This is a genomic window from Polaromonas jejuensis NBRC 106434 (assembly GCF_001598235.1).
Lineage (GTDB): Bacteria > Pseudomonadota > Gammaproteobacteria > Burkholderiales > Burkholderiaceae_C > Polaromonas > Polaromonas jejuensis.
The window spans coordinates 83,047-104,500 of sequence record NZ_BCYO01000014.1; the positions used below are offsets into that span (position 1 = coordinate 83,047).

At 62.3% G+C, this 21,454-nt stretch carries 18 protein-coding genes and 1 pseudogene; 8 read left to right on the forward strand and 11 right to left on the reverse strand.

Going from position 1 to position 21,454, the window contains the following annotated elements; all coding sequences use genetic code 11:
• The first annotated feature begins 2 nt into the window (after nucleotides 1-2).
• The 5 genes and pseudogenes from PJE01S_RS15880 to PJE01S_RS24585 all read left to right on the forward strand — a co-directional run.
• Nucleotides 3-3,074, forward strand: a complete 3,072-nt coding sequence (locus PJE01S_RS15880) for a type I restriction endonuclease subunit R (RefSeq protein ID WP_068834615.1) — start codon at nucleotides 3-5, stop codon at nucleotides 3,072-3,074.
• On the forward strand, nucleotides 3,064-4,344 hold the full coding sequence (locus tag PJE01S_RS25570) for a restriction endonuclease subunit S (RefSeq protein ID WP_068834616.1): 1,281 nt from the start codon (nucleotides 3,064-3,066) through the stop codon (nucleotides 4,342-4,344). The genes PJE01S_RS15880 and PJE01S_RS25570 overlap by 11 nt, the downstream gene beginning before the upstream one ends.
• A complete protein-coding gene (locus PJE01S_RS15890) occupies nucleotides 4,337-5,557 on the forward strand; it encodes an AAA family ATPase (RefSeq protein ID WP_084389591.1) in 1,221 nt (406 codons plus the stop codon). The genes PJE01S_RS25570 and PJE01S_RS15890 overlap by 8 nt, the downstream gene beginning before the upstream one ends.
• Entirely contained in the window at nucleotides 5,554-7,173 is a 1,620-nt protein-coding gene (locus PJE01S_RS15895) for a type I restriction-modification system subunit M (protein ID WP_068834617.1), read from the forward strand. Before PJE01S_RS15890 ends, PJE01S_RS15895 begins: the two co-directional genes overlap by 4 nt.
• Before the next feature lie 52 nt (nucleotides 7,174-7,225).
• Nucleotides 7,226-7,396, forward strand: a pseudogene (locus PJE01S_RS24585) (oxidoreductase dimerization domain-containing protein); the annotation flags it as partial.
• An 85-nt stretch (nucleotides 7,397-7,481) separates the two neighbouring features.
• Here the strand turns inward: PJE01S_RS24585 and PJE01S_RS15900 are convergent.
• From PJE01S_RS15900 to PJE01S_RS15930, 7 genes are all read right to left on the reverse strand, one after another.
• A complete protein-coding gene (locus tag PJE01S_RS15900; protein ID WP_068834618.1) occupies nucleotides 7,482-8,663 on the reverse strand; it encodes a M20 family metallopeptidase in 1,182 nt (393 codons plus the stop codon).
• Entirely contained in the window at nucleotides 8,660-10,063 is a 1,404-nt protein-coding gene (locus PJE01S_RS15905) for a M20 family metallopeptidase (RefSeq protein WP_068834619.1), read from the reverse strand. The genes PJE01S_RS15900 and PJE01S_RS15905 overlap by 4 nt, the downstream gene beginning before the upstream one ends.
• Before the next feature lie 37 nt (nucleotides 10,064-10,100).
• The gene (locus PJE01S_RS15910; RefSeq protein ID WP_068834620.1) at nucleotides 10,101-10,967 is read right to left on the reverse strand and encodes an ATP-binding cassette domain-containing protein; all 867 of its coding nucleotides are present in this window, start codon (nucleotides 10,965-10,967) and stop codon (nucleotides 10,101-10,103) included.
• Nucleotides 10,964-11,959 (reverse strand): ABC transporter ATP-binding protein, encoded by a 996-nt coding sequence (locus PJE01S_RS15915; protein ID WP_245660803.1) that lies wholly within the window; start codon nucleotides 11,957-11,959, stop codon nucleotides 10,964-10,966. The genes PJE01S_RS15910 and PJE01S_RS15915 overlap by 4 nt, the downstream gene beginning before the upstream one ends.
• A 17-nt stretch (nucleotides 11,960-11,976) precedes the next feature.
• A complete protein-coding gene (locus PJE01S_RS15920; protein WP_068834621.1) occupies nucleotides 11,977-12,906 on the reverse strand; it encodes an ABC transporter permease in 930 nt (309 codons plus the stop codon).
• 24 nt (nucleotides 12,907-12,930) lie between these two features.
• Nucleotides 12,931-13,848, reverse strand: a complete 918-nt coding sequence (locus PJE01S_RS15925; RefSeq protein ID WP_068834622.1) for an ABC transporter permease — start codon at nucleotides 13,846-13,848, stop codon at nucleotides 12,931-12,933.
• Between the two features lie 85 nt (nucleotides 13,849-13,933).
• Nucleotides 13,934-15,466, reverse strand: a complete 1,533-nt coding sequence (locus PJE01S_RS15930; RefSeq protein WP_068834623.1) for an ABC transporter substrate-binding protein — start codon at nucleotides 15,464-15,466, stop codon at nucleotides 13,934-13,936.
• Between the two features lie 182 nt (nucleotides 15,467-15,648).
• Here PJE01S_RS15930 and PJE01S_RS15935 point away from each other — a divergent pair, with 182 nt between their 5' ends.
• A complete protein-coding gene (locus PJE01S_RS15935; RefSeq protein WP_068834624.1) occupies nucleotides 15,649-16,581 on the forward strand; it encodes a LysR family transcriptional regulator in 933 nt (310 codons plus the stop codon).
• Nucleotides 16,582-16,656: 75 nt separating this feature from the next.
• Here the strand turns inward: PJE01S_RS15935 and PJE01S_RS15940 are convergent, their stop codons facing one another.
• The gene (locus tag PJE01S_RS15940) at nucleotides 16,657-17,343 is read right to left on the reverse strand and encodes a C40 family peptidase (protein ID WP_068834625.1); all 687 of its coding nucleotides are present in this window, start codon (nucleotides 17,341-17,343) and stop codon (nucleotides 16,657-16,659) included.
• 225 nt (nucleotides 17,344-17,568) lie between these two features.
• Here PJE01S_RS15940 and PJE01S_RS15945 point away from each other — a divergent pair, with 225 nt between their 5' ends.
• Nucleotides 17,569-18,735 (forward strand): PQQ-dependent sugar dehydrogenase, encoded by a 1,167-nt coding sequence (locus PJE01S_RS15945; RefSeq protein ID WP_084389593.1) that lies wholly within the window; start codon nucleotides 17,569-17,571, stop codon nucleotides 18,733-18,735.
• Between the two features lie 78 nt (nucleotides 18,736-18,813).
• Here PJE01S_RS15945 and PJE01S_RS15950 read toward each other — a convergent pair whose 3' ends face one another.
• From PJE01S_RS15950 to PJE01S_RS15960, 3 genes are all read right to left on the reverse strand, one after another.
• Nucleotides 18,814-19,125 (reverse strand): DUF167 domain-containing protein, encoded by a 312-nt coding sequence (locus PJE01S_RS15950; protein WP_068834626.1) that lies wholly within the window; start codon nucleotides 19,123-19,125, stop codon nucleotides 18,814-18,816.
• Nucleotides 19,126-19,761, reverse strand: a complete 636-nt coding sequence (locus tag PJE01S_RS15955) for a LysE family translocator (protein ID WP_068834627.1) — start codon at nucleotides 19,759-19,761, stop codon at nucleotides 19,126-19,128.
• Between the two features lie 118 nt (nucleotides 19,762-19,879).
• On the reverse strand, nucleotides 19,880-20,533 hold the full coding sequence (locus tag PJE01S_RS15960) for a LysE family transporter (protein ID WP_068834657.1): 654 nt from the start codon (nucleotides 20,531-20,533) through the stop codon (nucleotides 19,880-19,882).
• A gap of 102 nt (nucleotides 20,534-20,635) precedes the next feature.
• Between PJE01S_RS15960 and PJE01S_RS15965 the strand changes: the two genes are divergently transcribed.
• Complete coding sequence (locus tag PJE01S_RS15965; protein ID WP_068834628.1) at nucleotides 20,636-21,448, forward strand: MlaE family ABC transporter permease; 813 nt, start codon at nucleotides 20,636-20,638, stop codon at nucleotides 21,446-21,448.
• Nucleotides 21,449-21,454: the final 6 nt, after the last annotated feature.

Consider the following 21,454-nt stretch of genomic DNA (forward strand, 5'->3'; position numbering starts at 1 on the left):
CCATGCCTTCATCCAAGTTCACTTATGCCCTGCCGTCCGGCGCGCCGAGTCCCGTCGTCAGAGAGGAGCAGATCGAATACGGCTTCATCGGCAAACTTCAAAACCTCAAGTACGAATACCGTGTGGACATTCGTGACCGAGCATCACTGGAGCGCAACTTCCGTGAAAAGTTCGAGGCCCTCAACCGCGTCCACCTCACCGATGGCGAGTTCGCCCGCCTGCTCGACGAAATCGTAACCCCCGATGTCTTCGCCGCCGCCCGAACCCTGCGCGACCGCAATGCCTTCACCCGCGACGACGGCACCCCGCTGAACTACACCCTGGTCAACATCAAGGACTGGTGCAAAAACACCTTCGAGGTCGTCAACCAGCTCCGCATCAACACGGACAACAGTCACCACCGCTTCGACGTTTTGATCCTCATCAACGGCGTTCCGTGCGTCCAAGTAGAGTTAAAGACCCTTGGCATCAGCCCGCGCCGCGCCATGGAGCAGATCGTTGAATACAAAAACGACCCCGGCAACGGCTATACCAAGACCTTGCTTTGCTTCCTCCAGCTCTTCATCGTCAGCAACCGCACCGACACCTGGTATTTCGCCAACAACAACGCTCGCCATTTTTCCTTTAACCAAGACGAGCGTTTCCTGCCCATCTATCAGTTTGCCGACGAGGCGAACAAAAAGACCACCCACCTCGACAGTTTCGCCGAGACCTTTCTCGTCAAATGCACGCTGGGGCAAACCCTCAGTCGCTACATGGTGCTGATTGCCAGCGAGCAAAAGCTCATGATGATGCGCCCGTATCAGGTCTATGCCGTCAAAGCCATCGTGGACTGCATCCACCAAAACTGCGGCGACGGCTACGTCTGGCATACCACCGGCAGCGGCAAGACGCTCACGTCCTTCAAAGCCTCCACCCTGCTCAAGGACAATCCCGACATCGAGAAATGCCTCTTTGTGGTGGACCGCAAAGACCTTGACCGCCAGACCCGCGAGGAATTCAACAAGTTCCAGGAAGGCTGCGTCGAGGAAAACACGAACACCGGTGCGCTTGTACGCCGGCTGCTTTCCGAAGACTACGCAGACAAGGTCATCGTCACCACCATTCAAAAGCTCGGCCTCGCGCTCGATGAAAACAGCAAACGCAACAAGCAGCGCAAAAAGAACGACCAGCTCACCTACAAAGAGCAGTTGGAGCCGCTGCAGGGTAAACGCATCGTTTTCATCTTCGACGAATGCCACCGCTCCCAGTTCGGCGAGAACCACAAGGCCATCAAAGAGTTCTTCCCCAAGGCCCAGCTCTTTGGCTTCACCGGCACGCCCATTTTTGAGGACAACGCCTCCCGCGTAAAGGTGGAGGACCAGCAGGCCTCGTACCAAACCACCGTGGAACTCTTCCAGAAGCAGCTCCACGCCTACACCATCACCCACGCCATTGAAGACGCAAACGTCCTGCGCTTCCATGTCGATTACTTCAAGCCAGAGGGGAAAAACCCGCCCAAGCCCGGCGAAGGCCTGGCCAAGAGAGCGGTTATCGAGGCAATCCTGGCCAAGCACGATATTGCGACCGGCCAACGCCGCTTCAATGCCATCCTGGCCACCGCCAGCATCAACGACGCCATCGAATACCACGGCATCTTTACCGAGCTGCAAAAGGCCAAGCAACTTGCCGACCCCGACTTCAAGCCGCTGAACATCGGCTGCGTTTTTTCACCGCCTGCCGAGGGTGATGCCGATGTGAAGCAAATTCAGGAAGACCTGCCGCAAGAAAAGGAAGACAACGAAGTCGAGCCCGAGAAGAAGAAAGACGCCCTCAAGGCCATCCTCGCCAGCTACAACAGCCGCTTTGGCACCAATCACACGGTCAGCGAGTTCGACCTCTACTATCAGGACGTACAAAAGCGCATTAAAGACCAGCAGTGGCCCAATGCCGACTACCCGCATGCGCAAAAAATCGACATCACCATCGTAGTGGACATGCTCCTGACTGGCTTCGACTCCAAATACTTGAACACGCTCTACGTGGACAAAAACCTCAAGCACCACGGCTTGATCCAGGCTTTCTCGCGTACCAACCGCGTGCTCAACGGCACCAAGCCCTACGGCAACATCCTCGACTTTCGCCAGCAACAAGACGCCGTGGATGCCGCCATCGCCCTGTTCTCTGGCGAAAAGAGCGGCCCGCAGGCCCGCGAAATCTGGCTGGTGGACAAGGCCCCTGTGGTTATCGAAAAACTGCAAACCGCCGTGCAAAAGCTGGACGGCTTCATGCAATCCCAAGGCCTTAACTGCGCCCCTGAGGCCGTGCCCAACCTCAAGGGCGACGAAGCCCGCGCCGCCTTCATCAGCCACTTCAAGGAAGTGCAGCGCCTCAAGACCCAACTTGACCAATACACCGACCTCACCGAGGAAAACGCCGCCGCCATTGAGCACATCCTGCCCAAGGAAAACCTGCTCGGCTTTCGTGGCGTCTATCTGGAGACGGCCCAACGCCTCAAACAACAACAAGCCCAGCAGGGCAAGGGCGGCAAAGAGGCAGACGGTGGCGCTGCTGACGTGGAGCAGCTCGATTTTGAATTCGTCCTCTTCGCCTCCGCCCTCATCGATTACGACTACATCATGAGCCTCATCTCCCGCTTCTCGCAGCAGGGGCCGGGCAAGCAGAAGATGAGCCGCGAACAGCTCATCAGCCTCATCCAAGCCGATGCCAAGTTCATGAACGAGCGCGAGGACATTGCCGCCTACATTGCCACCCTCAAAGCGGGTGAGGGCCTGAGCGAAACCGCCATCCGCGACGGCTACACCCGCTTCAAAAAAGAAAAAGACGCCACCGAACTCGCGGCAATTGCAGGCAAGCACCGCCTTTCCCCCGCCGCCCTACAGGCCTTTGTGGACGGCATCTTGCAACGCATGATCTTCGACGGCGAACAGCTCAGCGACCTCATGGCTCCGCTGGAACTTGGCTGGAAAGCCCGCACCCAGGCCGAACTTGCCCTGATGGCAGAACTCCACTCCCTGCTCACCAAACGCGCCCAAGGCCGCGACATCTCAGGGCTCAGCGCGTATGAGCAATAAGACGAAGACAAGCGCCACGAAGGATGACGGCAAACCAGCGTTGTTGCCCAAGCTGCGCTTTCCGGAGTTTCAGGACGCCGAGGGGTGGGAGGTCGGCGCACTGGGAAAAGTTGCGGAATTTGTGAGCGAAAGAATCTCGCTAGAGCGGGTGGAATTGGAAAACTACGTCAGCACGGAAAACATTCTTCCAGACTACGGCGGAATAACCCGAGCTTCTAAATTGCCGACAACGGGTTCAGTCACTAGGTTTAGACCAAATGACACGTTGGTTTCCAACATTCGCCCATATCTGAAGAAAGTATGGTTTTCAAACAAGGATGGGGGCGCATCGAATGATGTGATTGTGATTCGTGCAAAGCACAAATTGTTCACGCAATACCTGCCCTTCCTGCTTAAGAATGATTCGTTCATCGACTATGTAATGACTGGGGCAAAGGGCGTGAAGATGCCCAGGGGCGATATCGACTCAATGAAGGAATATCCAGCATTCTTTCCTGCCCTTGCCGAACAACAAAAAATTGCCGATTGCCTGAGTTCGATGGACGAAGTGATCGCCGCGCAAGCCTGGAAACTGGACGCGCTCAAGACCCATAAAAAAGGGCTGATCCAGCAGCTTTTCCCCGACGATGGCGCAACCCAACCCCGACTTCGCTTCCCCGGATTCGAAAACGCCGGAAATTGGGATGTAAGGAGGTTGGACAGTATTGGCCGAGTTATTCGTGGTGCGAGCCCCCGCCCCCAGGGTGACCCCCGATATTACGGCGGACCCGTTCCCCGGTTGATGGTCCAAGATGTGACAAGAGATGGCAAATGGGTAACTCCTCGGATTGATTCATTGACCAATGAAGGGGCTAAATTGAGCAGGCCCTGCTCGGCAGGTACGCTAACCATTGTGTGCTCTGGAACAGTGGGTGTTGTGTCGTTTTTAGCGGTCGACGCATGTATCCATGACGGCTTTCTAGCGTTGATCGATATTAATGAATCGATAGCTACGAAAGACTTTCTTTTCCACAGCCTTAGCACTCTTCGACTTCAATTTGAGGAGGGTGCAACGCATGGCGGCGTGTTCACTAATTTGACGACCTCAGGCATTCAACAATTTGAGATCAAGTGTCCAAAGCCGGCTGAACAGCAACGCATCGCCGCTTGCCTCAGTAACCTAGACGACCTGATCACCACCGAGATCCAAAAGATCAGTGTTCTGAGGAGCCACAAGAAGGGTCTAATGCAGCAGCTTTTCCCCTCGCCGGAAGATTTAAAGCATGAGTAAGCAACCAATCATCACCAAGTTCAGATCTCTAGAATCACTCGCTAGAAATTTTCGCAGGGATCTCAACGGAGTTCGTAAACGGGCGAAGACGGCAAAGCGCAAAGGCACAACTCCCATTGGAGGAAATGATTTTGTCCTGGTTTTTGCGCACAACGGCGTGGGTAAAACGCGGCTGTCCATGGAATTTAAGGACATCGGAAAAAATGGAGAGAAACGGGATACGCTTTATTTCAATGCCTTTACCGAAGACCTCTTTGATTGGGACAACGACCTTGATGAAGACAGAGATCGAAAAATCAAGTTCAAGGCGCGTTCCCAATTCTTCGAAGGCCTCGATGGAATGGGCCTCGAAGATATCATTCGTCCGCATCTTCACCAGCACGCCGACTTTGACTTTCGCATCGACTATGCTGCAACGGAGATACGTTTTTATCGCGATGTGACCATTGCCGGAAACCGCAAGCGCCTTGAGGATATAAAAATCTCACGGGGCGAAGAGAACATCTTCATCTGGTGTTTCTTTTTGGCCATTCTCCAGTTGGCCATCGAAGCTAAAGAGGGGCAGCCTTACGATTGGGTAAAGTATGTTTACATCGATGATCCCATTTCTTCACTGGACGAGCACAATACAATCGCGGTCGCATCAAGCCTCGCCGCACTACTGAAAGCCGAAGACAATGATTTGAAGGTCGTCATATCTACACACCACGGCTTATTTTTCAATGTCATGTTCAATGAACTTACGGGGAAGAGAACTGTTGGCGGAAAAGAAAATATCAAGAAGAAGGCGTATATCCTGCACAGGCTGAATGAAGCTCAGACATACACTCTTGAGGACACTGGCGAATCTCCGTTCTTGCACCATGTCGCGGCTTTGGATGAACTGCGAGCAGTTGCCAAGACAGGAAAAATCTCACAGTATCATTTCAATTCGCTTCGAAGTCTTCTTGAAAAGACGGCCATCTTCTTTGGCCGCCAACACATTTCAACGTGCTTTGAAGGGCTTCCCAAGAAGGCTCTTTATACGCGCTTTCTGAACGTGCGAAGTCACGCAAAATATTCAGTATTCGAATCGGATTCCATCACCTCATCTGATAAGAAGATGTTTCGTGAAATCCTGAATGCCTTCCTCGACCGCTATTCATTCCGGCTGGCGGCAGCTGATGCATTGCCTGCTTCCGTATCCCGCCCATCATCGGCACCCACCACATGACCGATTCAAACCAAAAGCAACTGAACCAAACTCTTTGGTCTATCGCCGACCAATTGCGCGGAGCGATGGATGCGGACGACTTCCGCGACTACATGCTGTCCTTCCTCTTCCTCCGCTACCTGTCAGACAACTACGAGGCAGCTGCCAAGAAGGAACTGGGCAGCGATTACCCTAAAGTCGGAGGCGCCGAAGAGGGCAACAAGCGCCGCGTGCCGCTGGCCGTCTGGTACGCCAACAACCCAGACGACATTCCAGCATTCGAAAAGCAGATGCGCCGCAAGGTGCATTACGTCGTCCAGCCGCTGCACCTGTGGAGCAGCATCGCCAATATGGCCCGCACCCAGAATGATGAGATGCTGAACACGCTGCAGGCAGGCTTCAAATACATAGAGACAGAATCTTTTGAGAGCACCTTTCAGGGGCTGTTTTCAGAAATTGATCTGAGCTCCCCCAAGCTGGGCCGCACCTACGCCGACCGCAATGGCAAGCTCTGCACCATCATCCAGAAGATCGCCGAGGGTCTGGCGGAGTTCTCCACGAACATTGATGCGCTGGGCGATGCCTATGAATACCTGATCGGTCAGTTTGCGGCGGGCTCGGGCAAGAAAGCGGGGGAGTTCTACACGCCCCAGCAGATTTCCGACATCCTCTCCACCATCGTCACGCTGGACAGCCAGGAGCCCAAGACCGGCGTGAAGCAGCGGCTGGAAAGCGTGATGGACTTTGCCTGCGGCTCGGGCTCGCTGCTGCTCAACGTGCGCAAGCGCATGGGACCGCATGGCATTGGCAGGATTTACGGCCAGGAAAAGAACATCACCACCTACAACCTGGCCCGCATGAATATGCTGCTGCACGGGGTGAAGGACACGGAGTTTGAAATCTTCCACGGCGACACGCTGACCAACGACTGGGACATTCTGCGCGAGCTGAACCCCGCCAAAAAGCCTGCGTTCGACGCCATCGTTGCCAATCCGCCTTTCAGCTACCGCTGGGAGCCCACCGACGCCCAGGCTGACGACGTGCGCTTCAAGAACCACGGCCTGGCCCCCAAATCGGCGGCAGACTTTGCCTTTTTGCTGCACGGCTTTCATTTCCTGAAAGACGAAGGTGTGATGGCCATCGTCCTGCCCCATGGAGTGCTGTTTCGGGGCGGCGCCGAGGAGCGCATTCGCACCAAGCTGCTCAAAGATGGCCACATCGACACCGTCATCGGCTTGCCCGCCAACCTTTTTTATTCCACCGGTATCCCGGTCTGCATTCTGGTGCTCAAGAAATGCAAGAAGCCGGACGACGTGCTCTTTATCAACGCCGCCGAGCACTTCGTCAAAGGCAAGCGCCAGAACCAGCTGACGGAAGCGCACATTGCCAAGATCATCGAGACCTACCAGTTCCGCAAGGAAGCGCCCCGCTATGCGCGCCGGGTGGGGATGGAAGAGATCGAGAAGAACGAATACAACCTGAATATCTCCCGCTACATCAGCACGGCGGTGGGTGAGGCGGAAATCAGCCTAAAAGCGACGCATGGCGAGTTGGCCGAGATTGAAAAAGCCATCGCGGCGGCAAAGCACGAGCACAACGGCTTCCTGAAAGAGTTGGGGTTAAGTCAGTTGCCATAAGTCGGTCTGGCTAACAGGTGTGGCCGCATGGCCAAAGCCCCTCAGTTCGCCTACCCATGCGGGCGATATGATGGGCGAGATCGCCCTGGCCATTGAAATGGGCGCCGACGCGGTGGACATCGGCAAGACCATCCATCCCCACCCCACGCTGGGCGAGAGCATGGGCATGGCGGCGGAGATTGCACACGGCAGCTGCACGGACGTGCCCCCGGCACGGAAATAGGCCGCCAGCAGGCTAATGCAAAAAGCCCGGACCTGTGAGAGGCCGGGCTTTTTGCTTCTAGCGTGCGGCCGGCACCGCGCCCGGCTCAGGCCAGTGGTGCGGCCAGGCCCAGGATGGTGCCCACCAGGGCCTGCGCGCGCGGCACCAGGGTGTCCAGGCAGCAGTACTCGGCCTCGGTATGCGCCTTGGCCCCGACTGGGCCCACGCCGCATAGCGTCGGGATGCCCAGCGAGGCGGTAAAGCCGGCGTCGGAGCAGCCGCCGGTGAATTCTCCCGCCACGCCGAAGCCGAGTTGCGCGGCACTGGCCTGGTAGCGCTGCATCAGGTCGTGGCTCCAGCGCGGCTCCAGCGGCAGGAATTCCGAGGTCTGGGTCACGGTGGCGTGCGTGCCCTGCACGCCGGGTTGCGCCACCACCTCCTGGATGTGGGCGAACAAGGCTTCGCGCTGGGCCAGTGTGCAAAATCGCACGTCGAGCTTGGCCTGCGCCGATGGCGCAACCGTGTTGGTCGACATGCCGCCGCTGATAAGCCCCACGTTGGTCGTGACGCCGGTCGCGTAGTCGGTCAGCGCATGCAGCGCCTGGATTTTCCGCGCCAGGGTCTCGATGGCACTGGCACCGTCCGCGTGGTTCATGCCCGCGTGGGCCGCGCGCCCCGTCACCGCGATGGCGAAGTTCGCTCCGCCCTTGCGCTCGGTCACCAGGTTGCCGCTGACGCGGCCCGGCTCGGCGTTGAAGGCGGCGCGGGCGCCGCGCGCATGGGCCTCGATCGCCACGCGCCCATGTTGAGAGCCGATTTCCTCGTCCGCGGTGAACAAGCCCAGCACCGGGAACGGCAGTGGGGGCAAGCGCCGCAACGCCATCAGCACGAAGCATTGCAGCACCAGGCCGGACTTCATGTCGGACACGCCAGGACCGTAGCCGCGCTCGCCTTCGACGCGCCAGGGCCGCTGCGCCACGCTGCCGGTGGGGAACACGGTGTCGCGGTGCCCCATGAGCACGACCGGGGCTTCCGCAGGCCTGGCCCCCGGCAGCCGGGCCAGCAGCACATCGCCGTCGGCCAGGGCGGCGTGGTGCTCGGCGTCTATCCCTTCGGCGACCAGCCAGCTCTGCATGGCCTGGGCCACGCGGTCGGTGCCGGGCTTGTCATGGCTGTTGGAGTCGATGTCGACCAGGGTGGCCAGGGCAGACTCCATCGCCCCGCGCTGGCCGGCCAGCCAGTCTATGGCGGCGTTCGCGGCATCCGAAGCAAGCGGTACGGCGCTCATGCGCGGGCCGCCATGACGCCGGGGCCTTCCTCGGCCAGGTCCCAGAACAGGCCGGCCATGATCTGCAGCGACTCGCGCGTGACGTCGGCCAGGATGTGCTCGTTCGGCGCGTGCTGGGAGCAGGCGGGGTAGGAATGCGGCACCCACAGCGTGGGCAGGCCCAGGGTTTCGGAGAACACGTCGTTCGGCAGCGAGCCGCCGAGGTTGGGCAGCAGCGCCGGCGGCTTGCCCGTGCTGCGTTCGATGGAGGCCAGGCCCCAGCGTACCCAGGCGTCGTCCGGGTCGAGGCGCGTGGCGGCCATGTGCACTTCGGTGCCGCGCAGTTCGACATCATCGAAGCCGTGTTCGTCCAGATGCTGGCGGATGTGTTTCAGGAACTGGGTGACGTCGCTGCCCACCACGTAGCGCATGTGGCAATGCGCGCGCGCTTCCGCGGGAATGGCATGCACCGGCATGGCCGGGTTGCCGGTGGTGAAGGCCAGCACTTCGAGGCTGTTCCAGCCGATCACGCGTTCGGCTGCCGACAGGCCGGGCTCGCCCCAATCGGCGTCGATCTCGGGATCGTTCACGTCGCCGCCGACCTCGATGTCTTGCAACGCAGTGCGCACGCTGGCGGGCAATTCGGCGGGGAGCAGGCCGGGCACGAGAATCTTGCCCTTGGCATCGACCAGGCTGGCGATGGCATGCGCGAGGCGGATGCCGGGGTTGCGCAGCAGGCCGCCCCAGTTGCCCGAGTGGTGGCCGCCCTCGCGCAGCTTCAGGTGCAGGTCGAAATTGAACACGCCGCGCGAGCCGAGGAACATCGTGGCGCGCGAGGCCGAGACCCGCGGGCCGTCGGAGGCGATGAACAGGTCGGCGGCGAGCAGTTCGCTGTGCAGCGCGCAGACTTCGTTCAGGCCCGGCGAGCCGGCTTCCTCGCCCATCTCCAGGATGATCTTCACGTTGTAGCCCAGCCGGCCTTCGCGCACCGCCAGCACCTGCTCCAGCGCGGTCAGGTTGATGGTGTGCTGGCCCTTGTTGTCGGCGGTGCCGCGGCCATACCAGCGGTTGCCCTCGACCACGATGTCCCAGGGATTGAGGCCCTTGCGCCATTGCGCGTCGTAGCCGCGCACCACGTCGCCATGGCCGTAGGTCAGCAGGGTGAAGGTGGCGCCGGGCTCGATGCGCTCGGCCAGCAGGAAGGGGCTTTTGCCGGCCTCGGGGTTGTCGACGACGCGGCAGGCGAAGCCCAGTGCTTCGAGCTGCGGCACGATTTCATCGCGCAGGTAGGCGTGCAGGATAGGGCCGCTGGCGGCGTCCTGGCTTTCGGTGCGGAAGGCGACGCGGCGGGCCAGCGTCTGCTGGAAGCGACCGTCGTCGAAAAAGGCCAGCGTCTGTTCGATGGCTTGGTGGCGGCTCATGGGTGTTCCTCTCAATGGTGCTTTTGGAATGGGAAGCTCAGGCGAGCGCGACGGGTAGATCGCGGTCGATGTCGGGAATGCCGAGGCCCGGCTCGGGCGTGAGCGCCGAGGCCAGCAGCATGCGGGTGTAGGCGTGTTCGGGCCGCGCGAAGATCTGCTCGCGCGTGCCGAGCTCCACGATCGCGCCCTGGTGCATCACGGCCACGCGGTCGACCAGGTGTTCGACCACGCCGAGGTCGTGGCTGATGAAGAGGTAGGTCAGGCCGAACTCGGCCTTCAGGTCGAGCAGCAGGTTGAGGATCTGCGCCTGTACCGAGACGTCGAGCGCCGAGGTCGGCTCGTCGCAGATCAGGATGTCGGGGCGCAGCACCAGGGCCCGGGCGATGGCCACGCGCTGGCGCTGACCGCCCGAGAGCTGGTTGGGGTACTGGCTGTGCGTGCGCTCGGGCATGCCCACGAGGTCGAGCATTTCGCGCACACGTTTACGCTGCTCGGCGGCCGTGCCGACCTGGTGCAGGCGCAGAGGCACGCCGACGATGTCGGCCACCGTGCGGCGCGGGTTCAGCGACGAATACGGGTCCTGGAAGATCGGCTGGATCGAGCGCGCCAATGCCTTGCGGTGGCCGGGGTCGATCTCCTTGCCGTTGACCAGCACGTTGCCCGAGGTGGGCGCGAGCAGGCCAAGCAGCATCTTGGCCAGCGTACTTTTGCCGCAGCCGGATTCACCCACCAGGCCGAGGGTTTCGCCCTTTTGGATGCGCAGCGAAACGTTGTTCACCGCCTTGATTTCGCCGGGGGCACGGAACAGGCCGCGCTTGAGTTGGTAGACGCGGTGCAGCGCGCACAGCTCCAGTGCGACATCGTCGCCGGGCACGGCTGCATCGGAAATGGAAGCTGTGTTCATGCGGCCTCCGCCATGGGAAGCTGGGCGGCCACACAGCGCGCGGCATGCTGCGCATTCACCGCCACATACGGCGGCGTTTGCGCGCAGGCCGTCTGCACCTGCGGGCAGCGGTTGGCGAATGCGCAGCCCTGCACGTTGCCGACCAGGCTGGGTACCACGCCCGGAATCGCCTGCAGATGGCTGCCCGGAAGGGTCTTGCCGCGCACCGGAATGCAGTTGAGCAAGCCCCGCGTGTACGGGTGCGTGGGCCGGGCGAACAGCTCACCCACGGGTGCGGTCTCTATCACCTCGCCGGCGTACATCACGGCCACGCGGTCGGCGATGCGCGCCACCACGCCGAGATCGTGGGTGATGAAGACGACCGCGGTGCCGAACTCTTTCTGCAGCTCGCGAATCAGCCGCAGGATCTGCGCCTGGATAGTCACGTCGAGCGCGGTGGTGGGTTCGTCGGCAATGATCAGGTCGGGCCCGCACATCAGCGCCATCGCGATCATCACGCGCTGGCGCAGGCCGCCCGAGAGCTGGTGCGGGTACTGGCGCAGCCGCTCGGCGGCCTGCGGCACACCCGCACGCTCCAGCAGGTGCACGGCCCGGTCGCGCGCCTCGGCGGCGCTGACTTTGCGGTGCGCGCGCAGGGCCTCGCACAACTGGTCGCCCAGCGTGTAGGAGGGGTTGAGCGAGGTCATGGGCTCCTGGAAGATCATCGCCATGCGGGCGCCGCGCAAGGCGGTCATGTCGCGCTCTGGCAGGGTTTGCAGGTCCACGCCGTCGAAGCGGATGTGGTCGGCCGTGCGCACCGCCTTGCGCGGCAGCAAGCCCATCAGCGCCAGCGAGGTCATGGACTTGCCACAGCCCGATTCGCCGACCAGGCACAGCATCTCGCCGCGGTTGACGTGGAAGTCGATGCCGCGCACGGCGTGCAGCATGCCGCGTTCGGTCGGCAGGTCGACGCGCAGGTTCTTCACATCCAGCAAGGGTGTTGTCATCTTCATGCCTTTCAGTTGCGGCTTCAGTTTCTGCCGTCGGGCGCGGTCAGGTCGCGGATGCCGTCGCCCACGAGGTTGATCGCCAGCACCATGACGGCGAGCACAACGCCGGGGATGACGATGACCCAGGGCTGGAAGAACATGTAGGCCTTGCCCTCGGCCACCATCAGCCCCCACGACGGCGTGGGCGGCTGCACGCCCAGGCCCAGGAAGGACAGCGTCGATTCGAGCAGGATCGCGTGCGCCATCTCCAGCGTGGCCACCACGGTGAGTGCGCTCATCAGGTTGGGCAGCAGCTCGCGCAGCAGGATGTAGGGTGTGGACGCGCCCAACGCCTTGGCAGCGGCGATGAATTCGGCGTCACGCAGCTGCTGCGTGGCCGAGCGTGTGACGATGGCGAAGCGGTCCCACAGCAGCAGCCCGAGCAGCACGATCACCACCTGCAGCGAACCGCCGACCAGCGAAGCCATGGCCAGCGCCACCAGCACCACCGGCATGGCCAGGCGCGTGGTGATGATGTAGCTGATCACCGCGTCGACCCGGCCGCCGTAGTAGCCCGCCAGCACACCCAGCGTGGTGCCGATGGCGCCGGCGATCACGGCGGTGACCAGGCCGATGACCAGCGACACGCGTGCGCCGAAGAGCAGCCGGCTCAGGTAGTCGCGGCCGAGTTTGTCGGTGCCGAGGATGTGCTCCCAGCTGCCCCTGTCGTGCCAGATCGGCGGGATCAGGCGCCGCGTCACGTCTTGCGCATACGGGTCGTGCGGGGCGATCCACGGCGCGGACAGCGCAGCAAGCACGATCAGACCGAGGATCAGGGCGCCCAGCGTGAGGCCGTGTTGCCCCAGCACGCGGCGCAGCCAGCGGCGCCATGCGGGCGGCGGCGGCAGGGCCAACGCGGGTGCGGGTGCGCCGGTCACCGCGGGGGAAACGGACAAGGTTGGAGAATTCATGTTTTGGCTCTCTGCGAACTCTGCTTAGCGTGTGCGCATGCGCGGGTCGAGCGCGGCGTTGAGCACGTCGGCCACGAAGGTCAGGCCGATGTAGAACACGGCGATGATCAGCACCACCGCCTGCACCACCGGGTAGTCGTTGCGCGAGATCGAATCCCAGGCCAGCTGGCCCAGGCCCTGCATCGAATACACGGATTCGATGACGACCGAACCACCGAGCATGAAGCCCAGCTCGACGGCGGCCAGCGCCACCACTGGGATGATGGCGTTGCGCAGCGCGTGTTTGAACACCACGCGCGCCGGGCTCAGGCCCTTGGCGCGCGCGGTGCGGATGTAGTCCGAGCCCAGCACGTCGAGCATGCCGGCGCGGGTGAGCCGCATCATCGCGGGCATGGCGTAGTAGCCCAGCGCCACGGCCGGCAGCACGAAGTGTTGCCAGGTGGTGTTGCCCGCCACCGGCAGCCACTTGAACCCGACCGAGAACACCAGGATCAAGGTCAGCGCGAACCAGAAAGTGGGCATGGCCTGCCCCACCACAGCCACCATCAGAGACAGGCGGTCTATCCACGTGTCGCGGTAGATGGCGGCCAGCACGCCCAGCGGGATCGCCACGAGCACGGCCAGCAGCAGCGCCACGCCGCCGAGCTTGAGCGTGACAGGCAGGCGTTCGCCGATGAGTTCGACCACCGTGTTCTGGAAGTAGAACGAACGGCCGAAATCGAGCCGCGCGGCCGCGCCCAGCCAGTCGAAGAACTGCGAGGTGATGGGGCGGTCCAGGCCGTACTGCACGCGTATCTTCTCCACGTCGGCGGCACTGGACTCGGGCCCGGCGATGGCCGTGGCCAGGTCGCCCGAGAGGTGTAGCAGCATGAAGCTGACGACGGCCACCGTCAGCATGACGCTCAGGGCCACGAGCAGCCGGCGAAAAATGTAGATCAGCATGGGGAGGTCGGGGTGTTTTGTGAAAAATACGTCCAGGCGGCCCGCTGGCCTGCCTGGTGCCAGGCGGTCTATCGTCGGCGGCGGCCTATTTCCAGCTCGCCTGGAAGAAGCGCGGCAACTCGTCTGGCTGCGCCTCGAACTTCAGCTCCGAGGTGAAGGCGTAGTTGGTGGAGTAGGAGAACATGGGCGCCCAGAACGCCTGTTCGGAGATGCGTTGCAGCGCCTGCCCATACTTGCCCCTGCGTTCGGCCTTGTCCACGGTGGCGTCGGCGGTCTGCAAGAGGGCGATGACCTGCGGGTCCTTCGCCGTGTCGTCGGGCCCGCCCTTGAAGAAGTTGCCTGCGAAGGCCGATGTGTCGTTGATGGAGAACGAGCCCCAGGCCTGGAAGGTCAGCGGTGCGCGGCCGGAACGCAATTCGGTGCGCAGCGCCGGGTACTGCACGAAATGCAGGCGCGCGCGGATACCCACCTTGCGCAAGTCGCCAATCATGGCCTCGGCATACTCGCGCTCACGGTAGGCCCAGAGGTCGGTATCGAAGCCGTTCGGAAAACCCGCCTCGGCCAGCAGGGCCTTGGCCTTGGCCGGGTTGTAGTCGTACTTGGTCACCTTGCCCAGGTCGCAGCCGAACTGGGTGCGAAAGCACGGGGCGTATACCGGCTGGCTGCCGCCGCGCACCAGGCTGTCGGCCAGTCCCTTGCGGTTGATGGCGTAGTTGAGCGCCTGGCGCACGCGGATGTCCTTGAACGGCGCGGCCTCCGGCGTGGTGCCGTTGTTGTTGATGGACATGAAGGCCACGCGCATGGTCTCGCCACTGAGCACCGAGAGGTTGGGCGCGGCCTTGAGCGATTCGGCCTGGTCGGCGGGGACGCGCCAGATCCAGTCCACCGCGCCGGTCATGAGCTGGGCCAGGCGGGCTTCGGGGTCGCGGATCACGACGAACTTGACCGTGCCGATCCTGGGCTGGCCGATCGGGCTGTCCTTGAAGTAGGCCGGATTCTTCACCATGGTCACGCCCTGGCCGGGCAGGACTGCCGTGACCTTGTAGGGGCCGGTACCCACCGGGGCCTTGCTGAAGCCTTCCAGCCCCACCTTCTTGAAATAGCCCGCCGGGTAGATCGGCGTGGGGCCGGCCAGGTAGTCGAGCGCGGCCGGGAAGGGCGTCTTCAGGTTGATGCGGACCTGGTATTCGCCGGTCTTCTCGACGTTCTTGATCCAGTCCGTGTTCTGGCGCGTGGCGATCTTGGCGTCCGGGCCTGTCACCACATTGAAGGTGTAGACCACGTCGTCCGCGGTGAACTTGTCGCCGTTGTGGAAGCTCACGCCCTGCCGCAGCGTGACCTGCAGCGCGGTGGGCGATTCCCACTTCCACGAGGTGGCCAGCTGCGGCTTGTACTCCCCGGTCTTGGGGTCGCGATGGATCAGCGTGTCCCAGGCCATGTTGGCCAGGATCACGCCCTCGCGCATGTTGTTGTGGTAGGGGCTGACGTTCTCGACCTCGCTGTCCGAGGCGTAGACCAGCGTGTCGCTGGCCTTGCCCGCGTGTGCGCCCGTCATGCCGGCAGCCAGCGCCAGCGCCCAAAAACCCCGACGCACCAGTGTGGTGGATAGATGCCCCATTACAAACTCCTTGGTCGTTCCGATATTGAAAATCCACGCAGTCGTTGCAAGAGTAATGCCCGCAAAACATATCCGCCATTACAGAATATCGACGCCATCGATGCTAAAAAGGCAAGGCTCCGTCGGGCCATATGCTGGAATACGCCCGCACCCGGACATCACACAAGTTTTAAGGTTCGCCCATGACACGCCCGCAATTCGCCGCTCGCCAACTGCAGGACACCGCCCTGCGCTACTTTCTGGAAGTGGTGCGCTGCGGCTCCATTAGCGAGGCCTCGCAGCGCCTGAACGTCGCCGGCTCCGCGATCAGCCGCCATATCGCGCACCTGGAAGAGCTGCTGGGCGCCAGCCTGTTCGACCGCCATGCGCGCGGCATGGTGCCGAGCGCGGCCGGCGAGGTGCTCGCCGTCCACGCCCTCAAGTCTGCGCACGATGCCGAGCGCGTGGTCCATGATGTGCAGGCGCTGCAAGGCATGCAGCGCGGGCGGGTGCGCATTGCCGCGTCCGAAGGCTTCGCGATGGAATTCGTGCCCCGGCTGGTCAGCGACTTCGTCCGGCAGCATCCGGGCATCCAGTTCCACCTGGGCGTGTACCCGCCGGCGGAGAGCACGCGCCGCATCCTGCAGGGCGATGCCGACATCGGCATCACCATGAGCCGTAGCCCCGAGAAGGACATCAAGATCGAACATCTGCAGCCGTCGCCGGTCCTGGCCGTCATGCGGCACGGCCACCCATTGACGCGTTTCAAGCAGATCAGCCTGTCACAACTACGGGCCTACCCCATCGCCCTGCCGGAGCCGGACACCACCGTGCGCCAGTTGTTCGATATTGCCTGCAGCCGCCAGCAGCTGAGCTTCGAGCCGGTACTTACCAGCAACTATGTCAGTAGCCTGTTCGGCTTTCTGCGGCATCAGCCTGACGGCATCACCATCTCGGGCGAGATTTCGATCCGCTACCAGGTCGAACGCAAGGAGCTGGCCCATGTCCGCTTGCGCGACCGCGGCCTGGACTTGCGCAACATCGAGGTGCAGACGCTGATGGGCCGCACGCTGTCACGCGCCGCCCAGGCCTTCCTGGCTTATCTCAAGGCCCAGTTGTCCGAATTGCCGCCTTGAGCGGCCTGGATCAGGCGGCCTGCCGCTTGTTCTGCGGGACGTCGCCGATGAACTGTCGGCGTCCACCGGCAGGCCCTAGTTTCGGTACTGTTCCTGCTGCAGCCACGCTGACGGCAGCTGCTGTTGGGCGGTGATCTGTGGCGGTTTGGCCTGTATGCCGGCCAGCGCTGCCTGGGCAGCGGGCGGCGACGTTGACGTCTGGCGCTGCGCATCCTGCGCGACGGCCCCCTGGGGCTGCACACGGCGGGCGCCATCGAAGCGGCGCTGCCAGTAGCTCACGCCCATGCTTTCGACGCGCACTTCGGCGCCGGGCTTGGGGGAGTGGATGAACTTGCCGTCGCCGACATAAATGCCCACATGGCTGAAGGCGCGGCGCATGGTGTTGAAAAACACCAGGTCGCCGGGCTGCAGGTCGGTCTTGTCGATGCGCTCGGTGGCCGCCGCTTGCTGTTCGGCCCTGCGCGGCAACAGCAGGCCGACGCTTTGCTCATAGATGGCGCGCACAAAACCGCTGCAGTCGAATCCGGTTTCCGCGTTGTTGCCGCCCCGCTTGTAGGGCACGCCCAGAAAACCCATGGCGTTGACGACCAGTTCGGAGGCCTTGTGGCTGACGCTTTGGCGAACCTGGTCAATCCTGCTCAGCAAGCCTTTGTCGGCCAGCAATTTGTCCATGTCCTCATCGGAAGTGCCCGGCGCTGCATGTGCACTGGCTGCCAGCAATGCAGCAGTAACTATGACGAGAGCAGGGGTAATCAAACGCATGGCGGCAAGGATACTTGAAGGATTGGTCCTGCGTCAATTTCAGGTGTCTTGTTACATGATTGATTTGTAACGACTTAATACCAATCGAATGATGTGTTTTTGGTAACAGGGCCATGCTTGCATATGAAAATGGCCTCTCCGGCCACGATGCGCCATGGAATGGGGGGATTCAGAATTCTTTGAAAACCCACCCACCGGCCGGTCAAGGCACTTAAGGGGTCAAATATGCTTCAAGTCTTTTCCCGATGGGTGCTGGTAGCTATTATTTTGATAGCTAATTATCTGCCCGGCGCTCCGGTTCAGGCGCAAGCTGTCCGTCCCCAGACGGTGACCGCGGGCCTGCAGAACCCCTGGGGTGCGGCTTTTTTACCGGGCGGACGCTTTCTGGTGACTGAGCGCCCCGGCCGCCTGCGGGTGGTGGAGCCAGACGGCAAGCTGGGGGCGCCTGTAGCCGGCCTGCCCGGGATCGCCGCGGGCGGGCAGGGCGGACTGCTGGATGTGGTGCTTGACGCCGACTTCGCCCGCAACCGCAGCCTGTACTTCTGTTTTTCCGAGCCTGCGCCCACCGGCAATGCCAACAGCACGGCACTGGCGCGCGCCACCCTGAGCGCGGACGATGCCCGGCTGGAAGACGTCAAGGTCATCTTCAGCCAGAAGCCCAAAGTGGCCAGCGCGCTGCACTTTGGTTGCCGCATTGTTGAAAGCCGCAGCCCTGGCGTCAACGGCCGGCCCGACGGCAAGCTGTTTTTGACCCTGGGCGAGCGCTTTTCGCGCATGGAAGACGCGCAAAAGCTCGACAACCACCTCGGCAAGATCGTGCGCATCAACAAGGACGGCTCGGTGCCCCAGGACAACCCCTTTGTCGGCCAAGCCGGGGCCCTGCCTGAAATCTGGAGCTACGGCCACCGTAATCCCCAAGGCGCCACGCTCGCACCCGACGGCACCTTCTGGACGCATGAACATGGGCCGCAGGGCGGCGACGAGATCAACCTCCCCAAGCCCGGCGCCAACTACGGCTGGCCGGTGATTACCTATGGCGAAAACTACGGCGGCGGCAAGATCGGGGAGGGGCTGACGCACAAGGCCGGCATGGAGCAGCCGCTGCATTACTGGACGCCTTCGATTGCGCCCTCGGGCATGGCCTTCCTGACCAGCGAGCGCTACGGCAAGGCCTGGCAGGGCAATCTGTTTGTGGGGTCGCTCAAGTTCGCCTACCTGGACCGCATCGAGCTGTCGGCGCCTTTCGGCGGCAAGGTGCTTAGGGAAAGCAAGCTCCTGACCGAGGTCGGTGAGCGCATCCGCGACGTCAGGCAGGGCCCCGATGGCCTGCTTTATGTGCTGACCGACAGCACCAACGGCAAGCTGATACGCCTGCTGCCTGTCAACGATTAGGCGGGTCTTTCAGGCCGGGCTGGCCCGACGCATTGTTGGGCGCTGGCGGACACCCACCGGGGCCAGGCTCCAGCGCTTTCACTGGGCGGTGAACACCGCGGGCAGCTTTTTGGGGGCCTTGATGCGCAGCTGCTTGTTGACGTTTTCCTGGCCAAACACCACCTCGATGTCGGCCACTGCCACGCCGAACAGCGGCGCCAGGAAGCGCAGCATGTGGTCGGTGGCCTTGCCGTTCTTGGGCGCGGCGGTGACGCTGATTTTGAGTTGCGTGCCCTTGGGCTTGCCAATGGCGTCACGGCTGGCAGCAGGCTTGCCCAGGATATTGACCACCAGCACATCGCCGTCCCAGGCAAAAAACGAGTCGCCGGTGGCGTTGCGCGGCGCAGCCATTCAGCTGGGGTTCTTCAAACGCAGCAGGCCCAGCCCCAGCAGGCCAAACGCGCCGCCGCAGACGCGGTTGAACAGGCGGGCTCGCGGGGCTGTGCCCAGCCAGCGGTGGGTGCGTTTCGCCAGCAGCACGTAGGCGAAGTGGGATGTCAGCACGCAGGCGATGAAGGCGCTGGTCAGTGCCAGGAATTGCGGCAGTACCGGGGCCTGCGGCTGGATGAACTGGGGAAACAGCGCGGTGAAGAACAGAATGCTTTTGGGGTTGGTCAGCGCCACCAGCAGGCCCTGCCGGAACAGGCCGGCGTTGGTTTTCCCGGGCTGCGCCGCGGTGGGCAAGGGCTTGTCGAACATCGAGGTTTTGCTCGTCCACTGGCGATAACCGAGGTAGACCAGGTACACCGCGCCCAGGGTCTTGAGCAGCGCAAACAGCCAGGCCGAGCTGTGCAGCAAGGTGCCCAGGCCCGCCATCGCCGCGCCGGACACGGTGAACACGCCCAGCACGTTGCCCGCCGAGCTGCACAGCGTCTTGCGCGGCCCCCAGGCGACGGCGTTGGAGATGGCCAGCAAAATGCCCGGCCCGGGGCTGAAGGCGGTGACCAGCGAGATGGTGATGAACAGGAGCCAGGCGGAGGGGGTCATGGCGGCAGAGGTGGAAAATGGAAAATCGGAAATGGCAGGAGTGGAATTTACCTTGGTTGGCCTCTGGCCCTTTGTCTGTGCGTGCAGGAAGCTATCGTTTTGATAGCAATTGAAAAACCTAGTGTGCCGCTGCCTGGCTGCGCTTGACAAAAAACAGGCCCGCGCCCACCGCCATAAGCAGGCCGCCAAACAGGCGGTTCTGCAGCTTGATGGCGCGGGCATTTTTAAACAGGGTCTGCAGCCTGCTGGCGGCAAAGGCATAGCCATGCATCACCACGGTGTCCACCGCCACCGTGGTCACGGCTATCACCAGCAGCTGCAGCCAGAGCGGGCGGCTCGGGCTGATGAACTGCGGCAGCACGGCCACCATGAACAGGATGCCTTTCGGGTTGGTCACATTGGTCAGCAGGCCGGTGAGGCAGCGTTTGCGCGACGACGGCATGTTCACGGCGTTGACCGGGCCGGCCAGATCATCCGTCATGATGGCTGCCGGGGAGCGCCACTGCGACCAGCCTATATAGATCAGGTAGGCGGCGCCCAGGGTTTTGACCACGCTGAAAGCCAGCTCCGAGGCCACCAGCAGCGAGCCAACGCCGGCGCCGGCCACCAGCAGGATGATCAGCAGACCGGTCTGCAAGCCGGCGATGGTCGCCTGGGTGCGCCGCACGCCATAGCTCAGGCCGTGGCTCATGGCCAGGACGGCGCCCGAACCCGGGGAAATCGCAATCAGGATGGAGGCGAGGAAATAAGCGGTCCAGGTGTGAATATCCATGTGCTTTTGCGTGCTGACGACGGAACAGGGCGGGTAGGGTGGCGATGAGAATGAGGCATGCATCCTACAGGCAATGCGCAGGCCCGTCGTTATCATGTCCGCATGACCTCAACAGCTTCCTGGCAAAGCCGGCTGACGCGAACCGGCCGCGCCATCCAGCGGTGGTTCATGGAATGGTGGCAGCTGGTGCATCTGGGGGCCTTGATTCTGGTGCTGACGCTGTCGCCATCGAGCTACAGCCGCCAAAACCGCGCGGTGCTGGTCAGCCACATCTACCTCCATACCGCGCCCATTTTGCTGGGATTTAGCGTGCTCTGCGCGCTGGTGACCGTGGTGCTCACGCGCATCGTGCTGGTCACCGCGCTGAGCTACGGCCTGTCGCAATACGCGCTGCAGGTGGTGATCCGCGTGCTGGTGCTGGAACTGATTCCCCTGACGGCCGCGCTGTTTGTGGCGCTGCGCTGCACCATTCCCGATGGCGCCGAACTCAGGGCCATGCAGGCCAGCGGCGAGCTCGACGAGATGCGCGGGAAGGGTATCGATCCCGTGCAGCGCGAGGTGCTGCCGCGGGTGGTGGCCGGCATGTTCTCGGGCATCACGCTGGCGGCGCTGAGCTGTGTGGTCGCACTGGTGGTGGCCTATGTGGCGGTCTACGGTTTCCGAGTGTCGGGGCTGGCGGCTTACACCCGGCTTTTTGGCCAGGTGTTCAGCCCCGCCGTGACCCTGATCTTTGTCCTCAAGACCCTGTTTTTTTGCCTGGCGGTGTCGCTGATTCCCATGGCTTCCGCCTTGTACGGCATGTCGGGCCAGCACGGCGCCAGTGTGCGCACCAGCGCCGAAATGCGCGGGCTGGTCCGCATGTTTGCGGTGATTCTGCTGATTGAAGTGGCCTCGCTGGTTGGCAACTATTATTGAACCTGA

Bases quoted from the DNA above. Each gene is read 5' to 3' on its own strand.
- PJE01S_RS15900 (WP_068834618.1), bottom strand. From the start codon at position 8,663: ATGAGCGCCGTACCGCTTGCTTCGGATGCCGCGAACGCCGCCATAGAC.
- PJE01S_RS15925 (WP_068834622.1), bottom strand. From the start codon at position 13,848: ATGCTGATCTACATTTTTCGCCGGCTGCTCGTGGCCCTGAGCGTCATG.
- PJE01S_RS15880 (WP_068834615.1), top strand. From the start codon at position 3: ATGCCTTCATCCAAGTTCACTTATGCCCTGCCGTCCGGCGCGCCGAGT.
- PJE01S_RS15965 (WP_068834628.1), top strand. From the start codon at position 20,636: ATGACCTCAACAGCTTCCTGGCAAAGCCGGCTGACGCGAACCGGCCGC.
- PJE01S_RS15895 (WP_068834617.1), top strand. From the start codon at position 5,554: ATGACCGATTCAAACCAAAAGCAACTGAACCAAACTCTTTGGTCTATC.
- PJE01S_RS15915 (WP_245660803.1), bottom strand. From the start codon at position 11,959: ATGAAGATGACAACACCCTTGCTGGATGTGAAGAACCTGCGCGTCGAC.
- PJE01S_RS15930 (WP_068834623.1), bottom strand. From the start codon at position 15,466: ATGGGGCATCTATCCACCACACTGGTGCGTCGGGGTTTTTGGGCGCTG.
- PJE01S_RS25570 (WP_068834616.1), top strand. From the start codon at position 3,064: ATGAGCAATAAGACGAAGACAAGCGCCACGAAGGATGACGGCAAACCA.
- PJE01S_RS15950 (WP_068834626.1), bottom strand. From the start codon at position 19,125: ATGGCTGCGCCGCGCAACGCCACCGGCGACTCGTTTTTTGCCTGGGAC.
- PJE01S_RS15905 (WP_068834619.1), bottom strand. From the start codon at position 10,063: ATGAGCCGCCACCAAGCCATCGAACAGACGCTGGCCTTTTTCGACGAC.
- PJE01S_RS15910 (WP_068834620.1), bottom strand. From the start codon at position 10,967: ATGAACACAGCTTCCATTTCCGATGCAGCCGTGCCCGGCGACGATGTC.
- PJE01S_RS15935 (WP_068834624.1), top strand. From the start codon at position 15,649: ATGACACGCCCGCAATTCGCCGCTCGCCAACTGCAGGACACCGCCCTG.
- PJE01S_RS15960 (WP_068834657.1), bottom strand. From the start codon at position 20,533: ATGGATATTCACACCTGGACCGCTTATTTCCTCGCCTCCATCCTGATT.
- PJE01S_RS15890 (WP_084389591.1), top strand. From the start codon at position 4,337: ATGAGTAAGCAACCAATCATCACCAAGTTCAGATCTCTAGAATCACTC.
- PJE01S_RS15945 (WP_084389593.1), top strand. From the start codon at position 17,569: ATGCTTCAAGTCTTTTCCCGATGGGTGCTGGTAGCTATTATTTTGATA.
- PJE01S_RS15920 (WP_068834621.1), bottom strand. From the start codon at position 12,906: ATGAATTCTCCAACCTTGTCCGTTTCCCCCGCGGTGACCGGCGCACCC.
- PJE01S_RS15940 (WP_068834625.1), bottom strand. From the start codon at position 17,343: ATGCGTTTGATTACCCCTGCTCTCGTCATAGTTACTGCTGCATTGCTG.
- PJE01S_RS15955 (WP_068834627.1), bottom strand. From the start codon at position 19,761: ATGACCCCCTCCGCCTGGCTCCTGTTCATCACCATCTCGCTGGTCACC.